Raw genomic sequence first — 16,931 nt, 5'->3', positions numbered from 1 at the left:
ATATGTGTTTTATGATTTTTGTTAAGTGTATTTCAATCGCTTATTGAGTTTGTGTAACGCATCGATGACTCCCTGGTTTAAGAGGCGGAGTAATTTAATTCCAAGAGCCTGTTGCTGAATAAAAAGCGATTTACAAGGTTCTACCATGATTTCTAACATGGAACAGTTTTCTGTAGCTTGGCAAGTGGCCATACGTTTATTCTCAAGAAATAATGCCATTTGACCAAATACTGACCCGGCCTCCAGTTCTGCAACCATTGAAGTAAAGCCTTCAGCATGCTCATAATAAAGATTGATTTTTCCTTGAATCAGAATAAAACAAGAATGTCCCGCATCACCTTGTTTAAAAAGAATTTCTCCCTTATTTAAGCAAACAGGCGAGGTATAGCGAATTAATATTTCTAATTCCTGATATGCAAAAGTTCTAAAGATTGCTAATTGATGCATTACTCTTAGTGGTTCAAGATTGCAAGCCCTCTCTTGGTGCCCATGCGGTAATGAAGAAATTGTAGAATAAGGTTGATACATGGACTGATATGAAAGGGACTCAGCCAGAAGTTGATTGAGATTATTAAGTGTTGTACAAAGTGTTTTTCCAATCCGCCATAAACTGTCACTATCTTCCAAAAATAGTGGCTTGTCTGATAGGAGGCGTTTAGGAGAAAATACATCTGCGGGTAACCATGGGGGATTTTTTCCAGTTAATGCAATTTCAGCTGCGGCAAATCCTGCTGCTGTGGTATAGCTTCCTCCATATCCATTACAGCACATCACAATAATTATTCCTGGAGACAGGTAACCAATAGCGGGTAATTGATCAGGTGTAAAAGCTAAGGCGCCAACCCACTCGGTTGAAAATGGTTTCCCTTTAAGATCCGGGAAATACTTATCTCTTTGCTGCACAATAAGATCATGAACTTTTTTTGAACGCTTGCGATAATAAGGGTTTTTCATTGGTCGGTCGTCACCGGCACCAATAAGCAATGGCACCAACCCATTTTTTGATCTGACTCTGGGTTGATTGAGATAGAGTGGTCCATCTTCGCTAGTTATTAATCGACCCTTACAGTAATCTGGTGTTAACTCGGTAATTGCAATTTGACTTTGGTGAGGCTTAATCGCGCTCAATTCCGGGAGCAACTCACTAGTAAATGCGTTTGTTGCAACAATCACTTGCCGAGCCTTAAGCAAACCCATATTGGTTTTCAATTGATGGTATTCTGTATCCATGCTCTTAATTTGTTGAACTTTCACAAACGTATAGAGCTTGATACCACTTTTGATTGCCGACTTAATCAGACAGCACGTATATTTAAAGGGATTGTAGGTGCCGTCATCTGGAATAAATCGGCCTATGAACTTGGAGTTGATGCCGAATTGTTCTCTAATTTTTTTTCGAGACCAAATGTAGATGCGCTCGCCATGTTGGGCAGCCAGAGTGACTTCATCACAAATTGCTTGTTCTTCCTGTTCAGTATGAGCAATGTAGAGCCATCCTTTTGCTGCCAGATCACAATAAATACGTTCTTTTCTGGCAATTTCCTTAAAGCGATTGCGATTTTTTAAAGCAAATTGAAAAACCAGTGAGGCATGGTATTCGCTTTCAATTTGTAATATTGACGGATGAACATGGGGGTAGCATCGTTTTAAAAAACGAAACCGCTCTGAGACTAAACCACTATAGATTCCCACAGAGTTTTCAGGTAATAATTCAAAATTACCCCCATTGCGACCACTTGCTTCAGTGGCTGGATTTCCTTTATCTAACAATACAACAGTAAGGTTTCTTTTCTTGACTGCATCGATCAGATGATATGCGGTAGAAGCGCCAGTTAGACCTGCTCCTATGATTACGATATCTGCTTTTTCAGGTAGTTGATCGGTAGATCGATAATGATCGAATGGATGTGGTCCATTTTGCCAAAAGGGTTTATTTGAAAGTGGGATTAAGATTGGGTTAATTGATTTGCCATCAAGTTTATTTAGAAAAAACTGTAGATATCTTATTGCTTGTTTGACCAAAGTAAAGCGAGATTCAACAAGATTTATTATTAGTTGACAATCAATTAATGTTAATTGATTTTTCTGCAAATCTTTACTTAACTTGTTTATCAGGATGTGAACATCTTTAACTGTTAATGGCCCCGCTTTATCCATTCGGTGTACTAAGTACATCTTGGCTTTCATTTCCAGATCAGAAGAGGTATCCCTGTCTTCTTCTATTTTATCAATGCTCATGGCACGGCCATATTGATTTTCTTTTTAAAGTCTAGGTGAAGTTTTAGGAAATTTCAAAACAGTTAGTACCGATATTAAAAAACAGGTAGCCTGGATTGTTTATTCTATTGTTGAAATCAATTTTATTTTTTGTATAACGAGGTCTTTTTTTACTAGTTATTGTAGGTATTTTTAGTCATCTTTTCAGCAAACCGGAATGTGAGTTTTTTCAATTCTCCCCAACCAGCTTTTTTATTGATTGATGGGTTTTTTCGATTAATTCCTCTTTATTTTCAATTGTATATTGAGCTGCATCAATAGGCTCCCCAATATGAATTTCTGCTTTTTGATTCAAATGTATATTAAAGGTGCGGGCAGGGAGAATATCAAAAGCTCCGCGAATTCCTATGGGAATTATAATAGCCTTGGCTTGAATAGCAGTGATAAAACCACCTTTTTTAAATGGGGCTAGTTTGCCATCTTTTGAGCGAGTTCCTTCTGGTGCAATCCATAGAATAATTCCACTTTCCATCAGTTGCTGGGCAAATTCCAAATCCTTTATGGCTTGAAATCTGTTTTTTCTGTCAATAAAAGGGAATTCCGCTGCAGCCATTCCCTTCCCTAAAAGTGGAATTTTGGAGAGTTCTCGTTTGGCAAGCATACGAATAGAGTTATTAGGGAATGCTTTGAAGCCTAAAGGAATATCATAAGCACTGGAATGATTGCACATAAGGATCGTTGCCTTGCCAGGCTGAGGCTGGACATTATGTGGATTGATTACTTTATATTCTACTTTCACAGCATTTAAGAGTTGATCAACCCAATGGTGGATGACTTTATCAACCCATGGCCTCGTAGGAGTGCTAAAAAGATACTTAAATATGGAGCGAGTGCAAGCAACACCTGTGTAATAAAATAGGCGGGTAATTATCCAAAAAGTTTTTAATCGACTTATTTTCATCGTTAGAGCGCATGGGATTATGAGAGGGCCATCATACAACAAGTTGAGAAATACTGGAACGATTCAAATCAAGCCGTGTATTTTAAACCAAAGATAGATATTAGCATTAATACAAGGTATAGCAATCGGAAGACAGATAGATGTTCCTGAAACAGCAGTATTCCCATGATTGCAGTCCCCAGTGAACCTATCCCTACCCATAACGCGTAGGCAGTGCCGATAGGTAATGTTTGGGCGGCCTTGGCTAATAAAAACATACTGATAATCAGTGTGGTGACTGTAAACAGGCTTGGCTGCCATTTCGAAAAACCATCGGTATATTTTAAACCGACAGCCCAACAGATTTCCAAGAGCCCTGCGATAATTAAATAAAGCCAGGGTAGTAGCATAACGACTCCTTTTAGATTGATTAAAGGCGTCGTCTTGTCTTAACCGGGTACGGCGCGTCTCGTCCGGAGATTATTTTATAGCATATCGCTGCTTACAAGGAAATAGTATTCCCTGAGTCAAATTGAGCGATATAGTATAGATTATAGCTCAGTTAAGAATAGCTCATTAATAATACGGCAGGGTTTTGCACTTTCATTGCATTGGTGTTTACAATGCCTGATAATTAATGGCTGCATCAAAATAATATTACTAAGTGTTATGATACATGAATAATAAGACTATTTTTAAATTTATCCTATCTATTTGTTTATGTTATGAAAATTACAGTACGCACGTCAGTTGATTGATATTTTCAATATACAAGTCCTGATTTTGTTAACTATTGCAGGATGTTGCATAAAAAAGAGAGCTGATGTATTAAGTTCTGATAATTATGGCAAGTTTGGGAAAGAATCTGATATCAACTGTTTAGATACTTGTTATAAGTCAAGTAATGGCAATTGTATGCTTTGATACGTATTTTCTTGTTTCAATTTAATTCCTATACCTAATAATCGTACTGGGATGCTTCTTCTGGCAAAACCTTCTTGTATCAATTGACGTAAAACGATTAAATCAAGTTTGTCCATAACTCGTTCAATAGTTGTTTGCTGAAAGTCATTAAACTTCAATTTTACAAATAAATTGTGAATGCCAGAAATTTTACCTGCACGTTGTATTCTTGCTTCAAGGCGCGCCATAAGATCTGGCAAGACTGCTAGGCAGGCTTCACTATTTGGCAAGTCTTTTGTATAGGTTTCTTCAACACTGATGGATTTTCGAATACGCTCAGGATTGACGGGGCGATTATCAATGCCTCGCGCTAATTCATAAAGTCTTTGACCCATGGTGCCAAATTTTTGTAATAAATATTCAATGGAATATCGCTGCAAATCAGCACAGGTTTTAATATTGAGCGCACCCAATTTTTCCTCCATCTTGGGCCCTACACCAAATAACTTGCGTACTGGTAAATCAAGAACAAATGCGCTAACGTCCTCAGGTCTAATAACCATTTGCCCATTCGGTTTAAGCCAATCACTGGCTATTTTTGCGAGACTCTTATTTGGTGCAATGCCCGCACTCGCAGTGAGTTGTCTTGTTTGATAAATGCGGGTGCGTATTTCTTCAGCAATCCAGGTGGCGCTTCCCTGGTATTCTGTGGATTCAGTGACATCCAGATAGGCTTCATCTAATGATAAAGGTTCAATGAGGTCCGTATATTCTGTTAATAGGGATCTGATATATTGGCTTTCCTTTTGGTATACATCCATACGTACTGGCCGCAAGATTAACTCTCCGCAAAGTTTAAGCGCATGGGCTGTTGGCATTGCAGAGCGTATGCCAAATTGGCGGGCAGCATAATTACAGGTCGCTATAACTCCACGACGTTTTGCATCCCCGCCTACAGCGATAGGTTTATTTGCCAGCTCAGGGAAATCACGCATTTCAATTGCCGCATAAAAACAGTCCATATCAATATGATAATTTTTCTTATCGGATTCATTTTTCAATCACAGATTGCAATAACAGGGATTTCATATTAGGTCTTAGCTGATTTTCTTGAAGCTGTAAAGTATAGTCTAAAAGAATAACTATTTTTTACTTTATTTAGATATCAATATAAGATTGTAATCAAAAGAAGCAACCAAGCTATGTTCTGGGAGTTACACTTACCATACATTTGTATAGTTTAAGTTAATAGTTGAGTTTTAAAACCTGTTTTTAAATTTAAATCGCCGTTGTGATAACTTAATTGAATCAATTATTATAAAATGGTACCTTAATATTCTATTGACGAAAGGGTTCGTGAGTTTTTGCGGGTGTAGTTCAATGGCAGAACCTCAGCTTCCCAAGCTGATGGCGTGGGTTCGATTCCCATCACCCGCTCAATAAAAAAATGTGGCATGTCTTCATAGAGCCCATCAAGCGATACTCATAGAAAATTTAACCATCATCCAGGCTCATCATTAAAAAACCACAGAATGCCGCATTGCTGGGCGCTAGTGATTTTTCAATTTTTGTTTTCATTTGGTTAATGATATTCCTATAAGATTCATAGAACTCCCAGGAAGGGGTTGGGTTATATACGATATCAAGGTTCAGTTCTTTAATGATATTTTTGGTTGTTGTAGGTTTTATAAACACATCCACTTCCGGATTGAAGTAAGCCTGAAAAATAGTCATTAAAGTCCACTTCGCCAGTTTCTCTCTTTGAAATTGAAAAAGAAGCTCTTCAAAGCCTTCCTGTTCATTTCCATACAAAAGTTCTTTTAATCCTTTTGCAATAAGTACTTTATCGTTTGGAGGAGTTCTTTTAATAAAATCTCTAAATTTAGGTTTTTCAAATATTGAAATCAGAGATGACTGAGTAACAATTTTCAACATGGAATTTGTTATTTCATCAGGGTTTTTAAAATTTTGCTTGGCAAAACTCCCTTGGGCCAAAGCAACCATCTTATCCATTTTATGTTTTTTACCTATTTCAATCATTTCAGGGTGGTAGAAACCGCCTGGATATCTTTCCAGAAAATCAGAGGCTGCCTTTTTTAGTTTTTTAATATCCATAAATTAACCTTTTGTCACAAGAACAGAATCAATTAAGAAACAAAAATGGTTCCAGGTGGCCATTATTAAACTTATTATATAATGATTGGTTGGCAATGTGGGCAAAATGCGGAGTGGCGCCCGGCAATCACAACAGTTTCTATTTTATTTTCACATACCAAACAGGGGAGATTTTTCCTGCCATAAACCTTTAAAGCAAAACGAAAGTATCCTGGTTTACCATCAGAAGAATAGAAATCACGAAGTGTCGTCCCTCCAGCCTCTATGGCAGATTCAAGTATCTTTTTGATGTGACCAGTCAGAGAATTGAATTCTTCTGTAGTTATCTTTTTTGCAGAGGTATTTGGATGGATTTTGGCAAGAAAAAGACTCTCTGCCGCATAAATATTACCTATCCCGACAACAATTTGACTATCCATAATAAATGACTTGATGGATTGCGATTTATTCGCAGCTTTACGTAATAAGTACTCGCTATTAAAGTCATCAGACAGAGGTTCCGGGCCTAAATGTGCTAGCAGTGGGTGTTGGTAAGGATTTTCATCAATGTAAATAAATAAGCCAAATCTTCTTGGATCGCAGAATCTGAGAGCAAGCCCATTATTAATGTGCAGATCAACATGATCATGTTTTTGAGGATTTGCTGTCTGGGAGACGATACGCAAATGTCCGGACATTCCAAGATGGATGAGAAGATAACCTTTATCCATATGAAGTAAGATGTATTTCCCTCTCCGGGTAATAGCTGTTATATGCTTTCCTTGGCATAATTCATTCAGGTTTAGAGGTACTGGTAATCTAAGTTTTCGATTACGCACTTGCAACGCGGTAATCATACGGCCTTCAAGATGGGGTTTAATACCTTGCTTTGTTGTTTCGACTTCGGGTAATTCAGGCATTATTTCTTATCATCATGTTCTATAATTCTTCCTTGTTCTTTCTGGGATGATTTGCTGGGGAAGAAATATTCCTTAGCTAAGGCCCCAAGCCAGAGTATTCCACCGATGATTACGCCCCAAATGGCCACATAAAAAAACATGAACAATAAGGCTATAACTATTGCGATCCCAACACCAATCACTATAAAAGGCACAATATTTTCAATCAATTTCTGAACTTTATCGCTCATGTCTATATCCTGATAAAATAAGATGAGTAAATTTATTATCGACTACATCATGAAATCATGCAATGAAATGATAAAAAATGTGTTATCATTACACATATATTGATTCTATAATTTAGGAATAAAATACATTTACTCTTAAATTATAGTTATTTTTATAATTCCGTACAATGTGGGGTTATTATGGTATTCGGCTTTTTAAACCTGTCTTTCTGGGGATATGTTCTTGCAACTTTTATCCTGACTCAAATCACAATTGCATCTGTTACTATCTATCTTCATCGGAACCAGACTCATAGAGCGCTAACATTACATCCTGTGGTCAGTCATTTTTTCCGTTTTTGGTTATGGTTAACTACGGGTATGGTTACTGCGGATTGGGTTGCTATCCATCGCAAGCACCATGCAACAACTGATGTTGAGGGAGACCCTCATAGCCCAGTGGTTGAGGGAATCAGGAAGGTATTTTGGCAAGGCGCTGAACTTTACAGAGAGGCACGCAAGGACAGGGATATGGTTGCCAAATATTCTCATGGCACACCAACCGATTGGATAGAGCGTAATGTCTACTCGCGCCATTCAAGTAAAGGTATTTTGCTGATGTTATTACTGGATTTATTTTTCTTCGGGATTCCTGGAATGACTGTATGGGCAATCCAAATGATGTGGATTCCGCTTTTTGCTGCGGGAGTTATCAATGGCATCGGCCATTATTGGGGATACAGGAATTTTGAATGCCCTGATGCTGCTACTAATATCATTCCCTGGGGATTTTGGATTGGTGGAGAAGAATTACATAATAATCATCACACTTTTGCTTCCTCAGCCAAATTTTCAGTGAAATGGTGGGAGTTTGATATTGGTTGGATGTATATTCGCATTCTTTCCTTTTTCGGTTTGGCCAAGGTAAAAAAATTACCTCCCAAATTGGCTATGGATGAAGGAAAATTCCAGGTTGATCTGGATACTGTGAGAGCAGTTATTTCAAATCGCTTTCAAGTGATGTCTAATTACTATAAGAATGTCATCAGACCTATTTTGAAGTATGAAAAAAATACCAGCATTGAGACAAAAGAAGACAAGAAATTGTTTCAACGGGCAGGTAGATTACTGCGTCGAGAAGATAAGCTATTATCGACAAAAGCTAAAACTCGTTTGCAAAAACTGCTTGATGCCCGCGAACAGTTGAGAGTAGTTTACTCTTACAAGCAATCATTACAAAATGTTTGGCTGAAAACAGCAACGACTCAAAAAGAATTAGTAGAAGCTCTGCAGCAATGGTGCCGCCAGGCAGAGGAATCGGGTCTTGATGTGCTGAAACAGTTTGCTCAACAATTGAAAGGCTACGTACCGGTGTATACCAGGGAGTGATGTTTTTGCACTCCCCATCAATGCACAATGCAGCTAATATTTTAGTGGTGGCATATAAAATCATTGGGGAAAACAACAGCAACGCTATTGTTAGAACCATCCAATATGACTTTTCCAGCTTTTAATACGCATTGGCCAACAGGTTGAGCATGCTTATTGGTTAAGCCTGTTGGTGTAAAATATTGGGTGGCGCTAATGGTATAAGGTAGTGGAGAACAAATTAATTTCCCTATAGTTTTTGGACTGCTTCCGCCTTGTAAAATAATGGATTTACTAATCCCATCATCATTCGTTACGTTAAACGCCACACTTTGATCAAATTGAACAGGGGGAGTGGAAACAGCCACTTGAACTTCGCATGAATCATCTTTGGCAAAACCATATGGTGAAAGTGTCAATGTGACTACGGATAGTGTTATAACTAAAAATTTATTAAACATAATACCCTCATTCTCTGAATGTTACTTCTAATATTAAAAAACACTTATATTACGATGCTTACTTAAAAGCAGATTTAGGGTATCTTTATTCGATTTGTAATGCAAATTAGTCATCATTAATACATTTATATCAGATCCGTAACATGATCAAAAATAAAGTAGCTGAATTATTATTACCAACTTAGTATTATATATATGTCATTGACAAGAAAGTGAAATTAGATTGTAGTAATGTAATGTGAACTAGCAACAAAAGGAGTTGTCGATGGATAAAATGATAGCGATTGTAACTGGAGGAACAGGCGGTATTGGTTCTGCTATTAGTCAGCGCTTAGCTGATAGTTACCAAGTTGTGGCATGCTACTATAAAGATGGAAGACATGAAGAAGCAAAAAAATGGCAAGATGAACAAAAGCAACTTGGTTATGACATTGATATCGTATATGGAGATATAGCTCAATATAGTGATTGCGAAAAAATCACATCCCTGGTGATGGAGCGTTATGGCCGTATAGATGTTTTGGTTAACAACGCAGGTATTACTAAAGACTGCAGTTTAAGAAAAATGACACCCCAACAATGGCAACAGGTTTTAGACGCCAACTTGACCAGTGTATTCAATATGACGCGCAATGTCGTTCCAGTGATGTTGGAAAGAGGTTATGGCCGTATCGTCAGTATATCTTCAATCAATGGAAGAAAAGGGCAGTTTGGCCAATGCAATTATGCTTCCACCAAGGCGGCTTTATTTGGTTTTACCAAGAGTCTTGCACTAGAAGTAGCAAGTAAAGGTATTACGGTAAACACAGTGTCGCCTGGGTATATTGAAACTCCCATGCTGGCTGCATTGAAAGAAGATGTACTCAATTCAATCATATCCAGTATTCCTGTTGGTCGATTGGGATACCCAAAAGAAATTGCAGATGCCGTTGCATTTTTAGCATCACCAGATAGCGGATTTATTACGGGGGCAAATCTGGACGTCAATGGTGGTCAGTATATGTAGTCAGAGTTTGATTCACCGATTAAGACTCTCAAGAGGTTTTGTGAACATATTATTTACTGCTCGCAAGGCACCTTGGGATTTTGAAAAAGTGGCTGCGATTAGCGTTAACAATGAATAAAATATAAGCTCCAATATCGAATCATCAATTGGGGATAGGGAAAAACTAATAGAGAAATTCATGCTGAATAATAATGTGGTATTAATTACTGGTGGAACTGGTGACATTGGTACGGCTGTTGCAAAACAACTGGATTCAACTTTTAAACATGTCATTGCTTTGGATTTAGTTTCCTATGATGAGGGTGAAGTATGGCTTCATGATTTGAAGACACAAGGTTATAAAAATATTAATTTCAGGCATATGGATGTAACTGATTATGAGCAATGTGCTGAAGTAATAGGCTTAATTATTGAAGAGTTTGGCGGTATTGATGTGCTGATTAATAATGCTGGAATTACTCGAGATGCCGTGTTCACCAAAATGACCAAAAGGCAATGGGATGAAGTGTTACGTGTCAATCTTGATGGAATGTTTAATGTAACTAAACAAGTAGTAGAGAGTATGAAAGCTCAGGAGTCAGGCCGAATAGTGAATGTGTCTTCGGTTAATGCCCAGAAAGGGCAATTTTCCCAAGCCAATTATGCTGCTTCAAAGGCTGGAGTATATGGCTTCACCAAAAGTCTTGCCCAGGAACTAATGATTAAAAATATTACAGTAAACAGTATTTCTCCAGGTTACGTTAATACTCGTCTAATGAAAGGTATTAGACCAGATATTTTGGAGGGGATTATTAATTTGATACCCGCAAAAAGATTGGCAGAGCCACAAGAAATTGGTTGGGCTATTGAATTTCTGATTAGTGAGAAAAGTCGATATATCACGGGAGCAAATCTTAGTGTCAATGGTGGTTTGCATATGTATTAACTTTTTTAACCTTGAAAGAATTTGTAAAAGAAGTGTGAAAGATTTACTCTTGGGCTTAAAGAAGCAAACTATACCAATTTTGCACATCATTTTATAATTATATTCTGATACTTGAGAAAATAATGACTCGACTCATAAAAAAATACAAAAATCGAAGACTGTATGATACTGAAATTAGTCAATATATTACTGTTGAGCAACTACAAAAGTATGTTGTGGATGGAATTGATTTCAAGATAGAAGATTCAGAGACAGGAAAGGATTTAACTAATTCGGTTCTGTTGCAAATTATAGTGGAAATGGAGGCGGGACCAACGCAATTTTTGTCTTCAGAAATTTTACGTCAAATCATTTCATTAGCTAATCATCCAATGCATGTTTCCTTTAAGGAAATGATGGAACAAATGTTTCATGCAATGGACAAACCTTTGCAAAACAATCCTTACCAGCAAGCGACTGAAGTCTGGAATAAGCAAATGCAACAAATGGTGCATCAATGGCAAAAAATGTTTAAAGTCTAAAAATTGCTCCCAAACTTTTTTGTAGTTAATAGAATGTTTCCCTTTACGAATTTTACTGATGATTTGGAAAGTGCAATACACATCAAAAATCCATGAATGTAATCGTGATTTTTGGTGCACTGCAAAAAATAATTAGATAAGATATTGACAAATAATAAAGATAAGGTCTACTATTGTATTGTGCAGTGCAACAAATGGAGAATATTATGACCCAATACAATTTTGAAAGATGGAGTGAAATGGCAAAAAAAATACAAGAGCCTTTCCAAGCCATTGCTGAACTGAATGTTAAAACCCTGCAAGGGTTAAGTTATTTGAAGCCTGATGAACTGGCTCAAGTTAAAAAGCCCGAAGAAATGCTGGAAAAACAAATTAATTTGGCAGTGGAAAATGGCCACAAGGCTTTGGATTATATGCAAAAATCATTTCAAATTATTGAAAAAGCCATGTTAAGTTTGGTGCAAGAAGCTAAAAAAACAACTGCTGAAGTAAAGAAATAATTCCTTTAAAAGGCTTATTTGATCAAAATAAGCCTTTTCTATTTTCATATCATTGAGCATATTTCCAGCCGCCAAATGCTAGATAATAGCCAAGTGAGTCAATTAAAATAGAAATCGATTTTTTATTAAGAAACACGAGTATATCGCTAATAAAAACTCCGGACATTTCATAAAATAAATAATAGTTATACGGGCATAATTACGCAAAATTATAGGTTAACCATTAAGATATTAATTTATAAGCTATCGAATATCAAAAAGCTGGCACCCATTGGATACTGGTTTTTCAGGCAATACAACTTGAATATTAATCCCTTTTATAGTTGGGCTACTGCGTGCTTTATCAAGGTAATCAATTAAGGATACATCAACTACTTTACCATATTGAGAAGAGGCTTGTCGAAAAAACAGTTCGTTATTAATCCAAATAGCAAAGCCTAAATGCGAAATATCTAATTCTGTCCCTATTTGTTGGCGTAAGTCCCAATTAGGTCTGATAATTTCGATAACAGCCCCGTTAGGAATTTGGGAAAATAAATGCAGGTTAGGTTTGTTCTCTGAAAATAAGGCAGTGAACGGAATGTAAGGGACATTAGAAAGAGAGGTTTCCAGCATTTTACCTTTGGCCTTTAGTTCCACAAGACGTTTTTCCTGCTCATTTTTATCTTGTTTTTGCAATCGAATGGTATCGATCGTTTTATGATTGTACCATTGTGGTTTGTTGATTAAGGCATTAGCATAAAGAGCAACAGGCTGCTTTTTTTCATTTCTGATAGAGAAGGTAATGTCTTTAAGTAAACCTCTCTTCTGATTATAGTTATTCCAGTCTATAGAGGTAAAATGATTTCTGTTGATATAAGATCTTTTTCCATTTTTATAGCGAGTATGTTTTAAACAATCCTGGAATGATTCCAGAGAGTTAGCTAATGCTAGAGAAAGTACGGTATTGACATAGGTATCACAATCAAAGCCATCAACTCGATATCTGGGAAATTGATCATAACGAGCATTCGGACCTTCGCCCAAAGAGCCAAGAATATACTTTGTCCCTTTAAAGTATGCGCTGATCTGGCTAATTCTATCTGCCATAGAAGTGTTCGGCATGGTATTGAGTGTGTGATATAGTTTCCTAATTGAAGAATTAGCCTGTTCTTCAATAGCAGCTGAGTTAGTGGTAATCGAAGGGGCGGGTGGGGCTAAACCTGTATCAGTTTGTTCCTTAATGTTGGTTGTTTGGCTGCTATAACTGGAAAGGCTGGTGATAAAAAAAGCGAAATATATTAAGTATCTTAAGGGATTGTAAGTATGTTTCATAAGTCCTGATTGGTATTTTAAATCTAATTTTAGTTACATATTAACCTTTTTCAGGGGTTGGAGGCAATAATGCTCAATCTAATATGGTTAGGAATGATACTGATTTCAGTGGTGGTTGGAGTTATTGAGGGGCGTATTGACGAGGTGGTAAGATCAGTTACTGACTCTGCCAAGCTGGGATTTGAGTTAGCGCTTGGTTTGGCTGGGATAATGACTTTCTGGTTAGGAATAATGTCGGTTGCTACAGAATCGGGTTTAGTTTCTATTTTAGGTAAAGTACTCAAACCAGTGTTAAAGCGATTATTTCCTGATATACCTGTTGAGCATCCTGCAATGGGAGCAATGGTAATGAATATTGCTGCGAACATGTTGGGTCTTGCTAATGCCGCGACCCCTTTTGGATTGCAGGCAATGAAAGAATTGCAGAGCCTTAATCAGAATTTGAAAGTTGCCACGAATTCCATGTGTACTTTCTTAGCAATAAACACTTCCAGTGTGCAATTAATTCCAGTCACCGCTATCGCATTTCTTGCTGCAAACGGGAGCACAAACCCAAGTAGTGTGGTCTTCACTTCTTTGATCGCGACTACTGTTTCTACTCTGGTAGCTATCGTTGCTGTAAAACAATTGGCTAAATTACCGCGATTTAAAATTGAAAGGACAGACAGCTTATGAATGGATTCGCTAATCATTTATCCAATTGGTTGTTTTTGACTTTCATCGTTGGTATCCCTTTGTACGCTGCAATTAAAAAAGTAAATGTATTTGATGCTTTCATAATTGGAGCAAAACAAGGTTTTGATGTGAGCGTAAAGCTCATACCTTATTTAGTTGCGATGATGGTTGCCATTGGCATGTTAAGAGCTTCAGGTTTTTTTTCCTTAATGAGTCAGATCTTATCGCCAGCGTTGACTATGATAGGAATGCCTTCCGAATTATTGCCTTTAGCTCTTATCAGACCTTTCTCTGGAAGTGCTTCAACAGGAGTTATGGCAGAGCTGATTCATAAATACGGAGGAGATTCATTCATCGCAAAAACCGCAGCAACAATGATGGGAAGTACAGAGACTACTTTTTATGTGATTGCCGTTTATTTTGGTTCTGTGGGTATCAGAAGAACAAGACATGCTATTCCTGCCGGATTATTGGCAGATTTAGCTGGAATCATTGCCTCGGTTTTAATTTGTCGATATTTATTTACATGATATAAGATTTTTTTAACACAAAAAGAGTAACGTTATGTTTGAATTACTTGCAGCTTACTCGGCTTATAAAGAAGAGTCTGCTGTCATTTAGATTAGGTATTTAGGTATGGAAAAATCCCACGCACAGTTTTTATCCAACGTTAACTTTCTTTTTCCCTTTACTTGCTAATTGGGCTTGCTCGAAAAGTTTTAGCCGGGCTAAAAGTGTACTGGCTTTTGCTTTGAATGCCGCCATTTCTCTTGCTGGGACTGGTGCTGCAGTAGGCAAGCTTATTGTAGTTGGGTTTCTTGGTTGATTATTGACATGAAGCTCATAATGGCAATGAGGTCCGGTTGCTAGACCGGTTTGTCCTACATAACCAATTACTTGACCTCGTTTTACTCTACTGCCTTTTGATAGACCTTTCTGGAATTTGAGTAAATGCCCATAAACTGTACTGTATGTTTTATCATGTTTAATCTTAATCATATTGCCATATCCGTTATGTCTATCGATGATGGTAATAACCCCATCACCAGTAGCATGTATCGGAGTGCCAATCGGGGCTGCCAAATCGATGCCTTTGTGCGCTCTCCTGTAATGAAGAATGGGGTGGTATCTGGATAAAGCAAAAGTCGAGCTTATGTGGCTAAATTTAATTGGATAGCGAGTAAAGGCCTTTTTAAAGCTGGTGCCTTGCGGGGTAAAATAGTCTTGCTCACCATGAGCGTTAGTATGACGTATTGCTTGATAGGTTTTTCCACGATTAGTATAAGTCACTACTAGAATGTCACCAACTCCTACCATTTTATCTTCAATATAATAAGCATCATAAATTATCGAGAATTGATCTCCGGAGCGCAAAGATCTGGAAAAATCAATTTCTTTGTTAAAGATAGTGGTCATTTGACGGACTAATTTTGAGGGGATATTAAATCGTTGGGCTGTTGTATACAAAGAACCTTGGACTGTTGCAGTCACATAACGATTTTGAGTGGTTGTTTTTTTTGAGTCAATTTTGGTTTTGTATATTTTCCCTGCGCGATAAACTGTTAGTGTTTGAATGGTGTTTACAGGGACAATTAACTTTTCCAATTTATTTTTTTTAATTAAAAATTGTAATTTCTGGTTGGGTTTAATTCTTGTAAGCATCTTGGCGTGCGGGTTATTTTTTATCACATCATTTAAATTTTGCGCTGTTAGTCCTAGCCTATGGAAAATGGTCGCCATAGAATCTCCTGAATGAGGATTGACTATTTGCCATTCATTATCTTTTTTTACATGACTTGTATTGATTGGCTTGCCTTGCTGATCTTGCTTTGTTTGCATAGGTTTTGTAGCAGATTTAATATCAGGTTTTTCATGCGGAATTTCCGTGAAAGCTTCAGCAGCTATATCTCTTGATAACTCGTCTGATAGTTCGGGGTATAAATCAGTTTGGTCAGTATAACTGCTTCGTTTAGGGTGTGAAAAATTTTTCACTAGCAAATACGGAAGCGAAAAGGCAAATACCAACGCAAAAAACGCTAATAGCTTTGATGAGTTACTAGATTTTCTTTTTGGTATATTCGGTCTTTTATCCATTTTTTGCCTATATTGCCGTCATCTGAAAAATGCTGCTATTTAAATTTCAATCAATATATCACAGTCATTATTTGGAAGTGACCGCTACCTTGAGTCAACTAAATCGACTCTTATTTGGATATTTTGCTATATTTTTCTCAATTTAGAGTAATAAATTATCTCAAAATGTATCATTTGGTATAGCAGGAAATTGCTAACCGGGCTAAGATACTCGCTGCGAGAAGATAGGTCAATCATTTATACGGGTTTTAATGACATGATAGTTCAAGATTCAGTTTGTTCCGAATTAATGCGGGGGTGTGAGGAAATTCTTCCTGTACCTGAGTTGCAGAAGAAATTACAAAAAGGTATCCCATTGAAAATAAAGGCAGGTTTTGATCCAACAGCGCCAGATCTTCATTTGGGACATACTGTACTGCTTAATAAGTTGAGGCAGTTTCAGCAATTTGGTCATGAGGTTATTTTTTTGATTGGTGATTTCACAGCCATGATTGGTGATCCGAGTGGAAAAAATGTAACCCGAATGCCATTGAGTCAGGAAACGGTTCTGGAAAATGCAAAAACCTACCAAAACCAGGTATTTAAAATTCTTGACCCTGATAAGACTACTGTGGCTTTCAATTCACAATGGCTTAATAAATTTAATGCGGCTGATTTGATTCGACTGGCTGCAACACATACTGTGGCAAGAATGCTGGAACGAGATGATTTCAATAAACGTTATACTACAGGACAGCCTATCGCAATTCACGAATTTTTGTACCCGCTGTTACAAGGGTATGAT

At 37.3% G+C, this 16,931-nt stretch carries 17 protein-coding genes, 1 tRNA gene, 1 pseudogene and 1 riboswitch (1 of these 20 only partly in view); of the genes and pseudogenes, 9 read left to right on the top strand and 10 right to left on the bottom strand.

All coding sequences use genetic code 11. The features are described from left to right. Positions 1–21: 21 nt before the first annotated feature. The 4 genes and pseudogenes from OQI99_RS09130 to dinB all read right to left on the bottom strand — a co-directional run bounded on the left by OQI99_RS09130 (position 22) and on the right by dinB (position 5,114). Positions 22–2,238 (bottom strand): FAD-dependent oxidoreductase, encoded by a 2,217-nt coding sequence (locus OQI99_RS09130; protein WP_265731761.1) that lies wholly within the window; start codon positions 2,236–2,238, stop codon positions 22–24. Positions 2,239–2,446: 208 nt separating this feature from the next. Further along, complete coding sequence (locus OQI99_RS09125) at positions 2,447–3,178, bottom strand: lysophospholipid acyltransferase family protein (RefSeq protein WP_265731760.1); 732 nt, start codon at positions 3,176–3,178, stop codon at positions 2,447–2,449. Positions 3,179–3,246: 68 nt separating this feature from the next. Next, entirely contained in the window at positions 3,247–3,567 is a 321-nt protein-coding gene (locus OQI99_RS09120; RefSeq protein WP_061513247.1) for a DMT family transporter, read from the bottom strand. Between the two features lie 23 nt (positions 3,568–3,590). Continuing rightward, positions 3,591–3,654, bottom strand: a riboswitch (guanidine-III (ykkC-III) riboswitch). A 393-nt stretch (positions 3,655–4,047) separates the two neighbouring features. Next, a pseudogene (gene dinB / locus OQI99_RS09115) lies at positions 4,048–5,114 on the bottom strand (DNA polymerase IV). 312 nt (positions 5,115–5,426) lie between these two features. Here dinB and OQI99_RS09110 point away from each other — a divergent pair. Beyond that, positions 5,427–5,497 (top strand) — tRNA-Gly (locus tag OQI99_RS09110). A 57-nt stretch (positions 5,498–5,554) separates the two neighbouring features. Here the strand turns inward: OQI99_RS09110 and OQI99_RS09105 are convergent. The 3 genes from OQI99_RS09105 to OQI99_RS09095 all read right to left on the bottom strand — a co-directional run bounded on the left by OQI99_RS09105 (position 5,555) and on the right by OQI99_RS09095 (position 7,304). Beyond that, positions 5,555–6,175 carry a hypothetical protein gene (locus OQI99_RS09105; protein ID WP_265731759.1) on the bottom strand — a complete coding sequence of 207 codons (621 nt, stop codon included), beginning with the start codon at positions 6,173–6,175 and terminating at the stop codon, positions 5,555–5,557. A gap of 74 nt (positions 6,176–6,249) precedes the next feature. Next, positions 6,250–7,074, bottom strand: a complete 825-nt coding sequence (mutM, locus tag OQI99_RS09100; RefSeq protein ID WP_061513250.1) for a bifunctional DNA-formamidopyrimidine glycosylase/DNA-(apurinic or apyrimidinic site) lyase — start codon at positions 7,072–7,074, stop codon at positions 6,250–6,252. Further along, positions 7,074–7,304 (bottom strand): hypothetical protein, encoded by a 231-nt coding sequence (locus OQI99_RS09095; protein ID WP_011214789.1) that lies wholly within the window; start codon positions 7,302–7,304, stop codon positions 7,074–7,076. The genes mutM and OQI99_RS09095 overlap by 1 nt, the downstream gene beginning before the upstream one ends. 180 nt (positions 7,305–7,484) lie before the next feature. Between OQI99_RS09095 and OQI99_RS09090 the strand changes: the two genes are divergently transcribed. Beyond that, entirely contained in the window at positions 7,485–8,672 is a 1,188-nt protein-coding gene (locus tag OQI99_RS09090) for a fatty acid desaturase (RefSeq protein ID WP_061513251.1), read from the top strand. Positions 8,673–8,713: 41 nt separating this feature from the next. Here OQI99_RS09090 and OQI99_RS09085 read toward each other — a convergent pair whose 3' ends face one another. Next, positions 8,714–9,112: a hypothetical protein gene (locus tag OQI99_RS09085; protein ID WP_061513252.1), complete on the bottom strand. Its 399-nt coding sequence runs from the start codon at positions 9,110–9,112 to the stop codon at positions 8,714–8,716. A 265-nt stretch (positions 9,113–9,377) separates the two neighbouring features. On the opposite strand from OQI99_RS09085, the gene phbB reads away from it, so the two are divergent. The 4 genes from phbB (at position 9,378) to OQI99_RS09065 (ending at position 12,064) form a co-directional block, all read left to right on the top strand. After that, complete coding sequence (gene phbB, locus OQI99_RS09080) at positions 9,378–10,118, top strand: acetoacetyl-CoA reductase (RefSeq protein WP_011213180.1); 741 nt, start codon at positions 9,378–9,380, stop codon at positions 10,116–10,118. A 178-nt stretch (positions 10,119–10,296) separates the two neighbouring features. After that, positions 10,297–11,043: a 3-oxoacyl-ACP reductase gene (locus OQI99_RS09075; RefSeq protein WP_061513253.1), complete on the top strand. Its 747-nt coding sequence runs from the start codon at positions 10,297–10,299 to the stop codon at positions 11,041–11,043. A gap of 122 nt (positions 11,044–11,165) precedes the next feature. Further along, positions 11,166–11,564, top strand: coding sequence for a polyhydroxyalkanoate synthesis regulator DNA-binding domain-containing protein (locus OQI99_RS09070; RefSeq protein ID WP_011213181.1), 399 nt, complete (start codon positions 11,166–11,168; stop codon positions 11,562–11,564). A gap of 206 nt (positions 11,565–11,770) precedes the next feature. Further along, positions 11,771–12,064 carry a phasin family protein gene (locus OQI99_RS09065; RefSeq protein ID WP_011213182.1) on the top strand — a complete coding sequence of 98 codons (294 nt, stop codon included), beginning with the start codon at positions 11,771–11,773 and terminating at the stop codon, positions 12,062–12,064. 243 nt (positions 12,065–12,307) lie between these two features. Here the strand turns inward: OQI99_RS09065 and OQI99_RS09060 are convergent, their stop codons facing one another. Next, positions 12,308–13,378, bottom strand: a complete 1,071-nt coding sequence (locus tag OQI99_RS09060) for a DUF1460 domain-containing protein (protein ID WP_061513254.1) — start codon at positions 13,376–13,378, stop codon at positions 12,308–12,310. Between the two features lie 69 nt (positions 13,379–13,447). Between OQI99_RS09060 and OQI99_RS09055 the strand changes: the two genes are divergently transcribed. Beyond that, the gene (locus tag OQI99_RS09055; RefSeq protein ID WP_061513255.1) at positions 13,448–14,053 is read left to right on the top strand and encodes a nucleoside recognition domain-containing protein; all 606 of its coding nucleotides are present in this window, start codon (positions 13,448–13,450) and stop codon (positions 14,051–14,053) included. Further along, positions 14,050–14,583, top strand: a complete 534-nt coding sequence (locus OQI99_RS09050; RefSeq protein WP_010946311.1) for a spore maturation protein — start codon at positions 14,050–14,052, stop codon at positions 14,581–14,583. Before OQI99_RS09055 ends, OQI99_RS09050 begins: the two co-directional genes overlap by 4 nt. A gap of 130 nt (positions 14,584–14,713) precedes the next feature. On the opposite strand, the gene OQI99_RS09045 is transcribed toward OQI99_RS09050, so the two are convergent. Next, positions 14,714–16,147, bottom strand: coding sequence for a M23 family metallopeptidase (locus tag OQI99_RS09045; RefSeq protein ID WP_265731758.1), 1,434 nt, complete (start codon positions 16,145–16,147; stop codon positions 14,714–14,716). 256 nt (positions 16,148–16,403) lie between these two features. Here OQI99_RS09045 and tyrS point away from each other — a divergent pair, with 256 nt between their 5' ends. After that, positions 16,404–16,931, top strand: the 5' end (the start) of a protein-coding gene (gene tyrS, locus OQI99_RS09040) for a tyrosine--tRNA ligase (protein WP_265731757.1). Its footprint extends 678 nt past the window's final position; only the first 528 of its 1,206 coding nucleotides appear in the window; the start codon lies at positions 16,404–16,406; its stop codon lies off the right edge, out of view.

The organism is Legionella sp. PATHC039, assembly GCF_026191275.1.
GTDB classification, from domain to species: domain Bacteria; phylum Pseudomonadota; class Gammaproteobacteria; order Legionellales; family Legionellaceae; genus Legionella; species Legionella pneumophila.
Note: the sequence above shows the minus strand (reverse complement) of the source record. Positions and strands in the feature narration are given on the sequence as shown.

Excerpts from the sequence above, each read along its gene's own strand:
- mutM (WP_061513250.1), bottom strand. The coding sequence starts at position 7,074 with ATGCCTGAATTACCCGAAGTCGAAACAACAAAGCAAGGTATTAAACCC.
- OQI99_RS09070 (WP_011213181.1), top strand. The coding sequence starts at position 11,166 with ATGACTCGACTCATAAAAAAATACAAAAATCGAAGACTGTATGATACT.
- OQI99_RS09065 (WP_011213182.1), top strand. The coding sequence starts at position 11,771 with ATGACCCAATACAATTTTGAAAGATGGAGTGAAATGGCAAAAAAAATA.
- OQI99_RS09075 (WP_061513253.1), top strand. The coding sequence starts at position 10,297 with ATGCTGAATAATAATGTGGTATTAATTACTGGTGGAACTGGTGACATT.
- OQI99_RS09095 (WP_011214789.1), bottom strand. The coding sequence starts at position 7,304 with ATGAGCGATAAAGTTCAGAAATTGATTGAAAATATTGTGCCTTTTATA.
- OQI99_RS09045 (WP_265731758.1), bottom strand. The coding sequence starts at position 16,147 with ATGGATAAAAGACCGAATATACCAAAAAGAAAATCTAGTAACTCATCA.
- OQI99_RS09055 (WP_061513255.1), top strand. The coding sequence starts at position 13,448 with ATGCTCAATCTAATATGGTTAGGAATGATACTGATTTCAGTGGTGGTT.
- OQI99_RS09050 (WP_010946311.1), top strand. The coding sequence starts at position 14,050 with ATGAATGGATTCGCTAATCATTTATCCAATTGGTTGTTTTTGACTTTC.
- OQI99_RS09060 (WP_061513254.1), bottom strand. The coding sequence starts at position 13,378 with ATGAAACATACTTACAATCCCTTAAGATACTTAATATATTTCGCTTTT.
- OQI99_RS09125 (WP_265731760.1), bottom strand. The coding sequence starts at position 3,178 with ATGAAAATAAGTCGATTAAAAACTTTTTGGATAATTACCCGCCTATTT.
- OQI99_RS09120 (WP_061513247.1), bottom strand. The coding sequence starts at position 3,567 with ATGCTACTACCCTGGCTTTATTTAATTATCGCAGGGCTCTTGGAAATC.
- OQI99_RS09105 (WP_265731759.1), bottom strand. The coding sequence starts at position 6,175 with ATGGATATTAAAAAACTAAAAAAGGCAGCCTCTGATTTTCTGGAAAGA.
- OQI99_RS09130 (WP_265731761.1), bottom strand. The coding sequence starts at position 2,238 with ATGAGCATTGATAAAATAGAAGAAGACAGGGATACCTCTTCTGATCTG.
- OQI99_RS09090 (WP_061513251.1), top strand. The coding sequence starts at position 7,485 with ATGGTATTCGGCTTTTTAAACCTGTCTTTCTGGGGATATGTTCTTGCA.
- OQI99_RS09085 (WP_061513252.1), bottom strand. The coding sequence starts at position 9,112 with ATGTTTAATAAATTTTTAGTTATAACACTATCCGTAGTCACATTGACA.
- phbB (WP_011213180.1), top strand. The coding sequence starts at position 9,378 with ATGGATAAAATGATAGCGATTGTAACTGGAGGAACAGGCGGTATTGGT.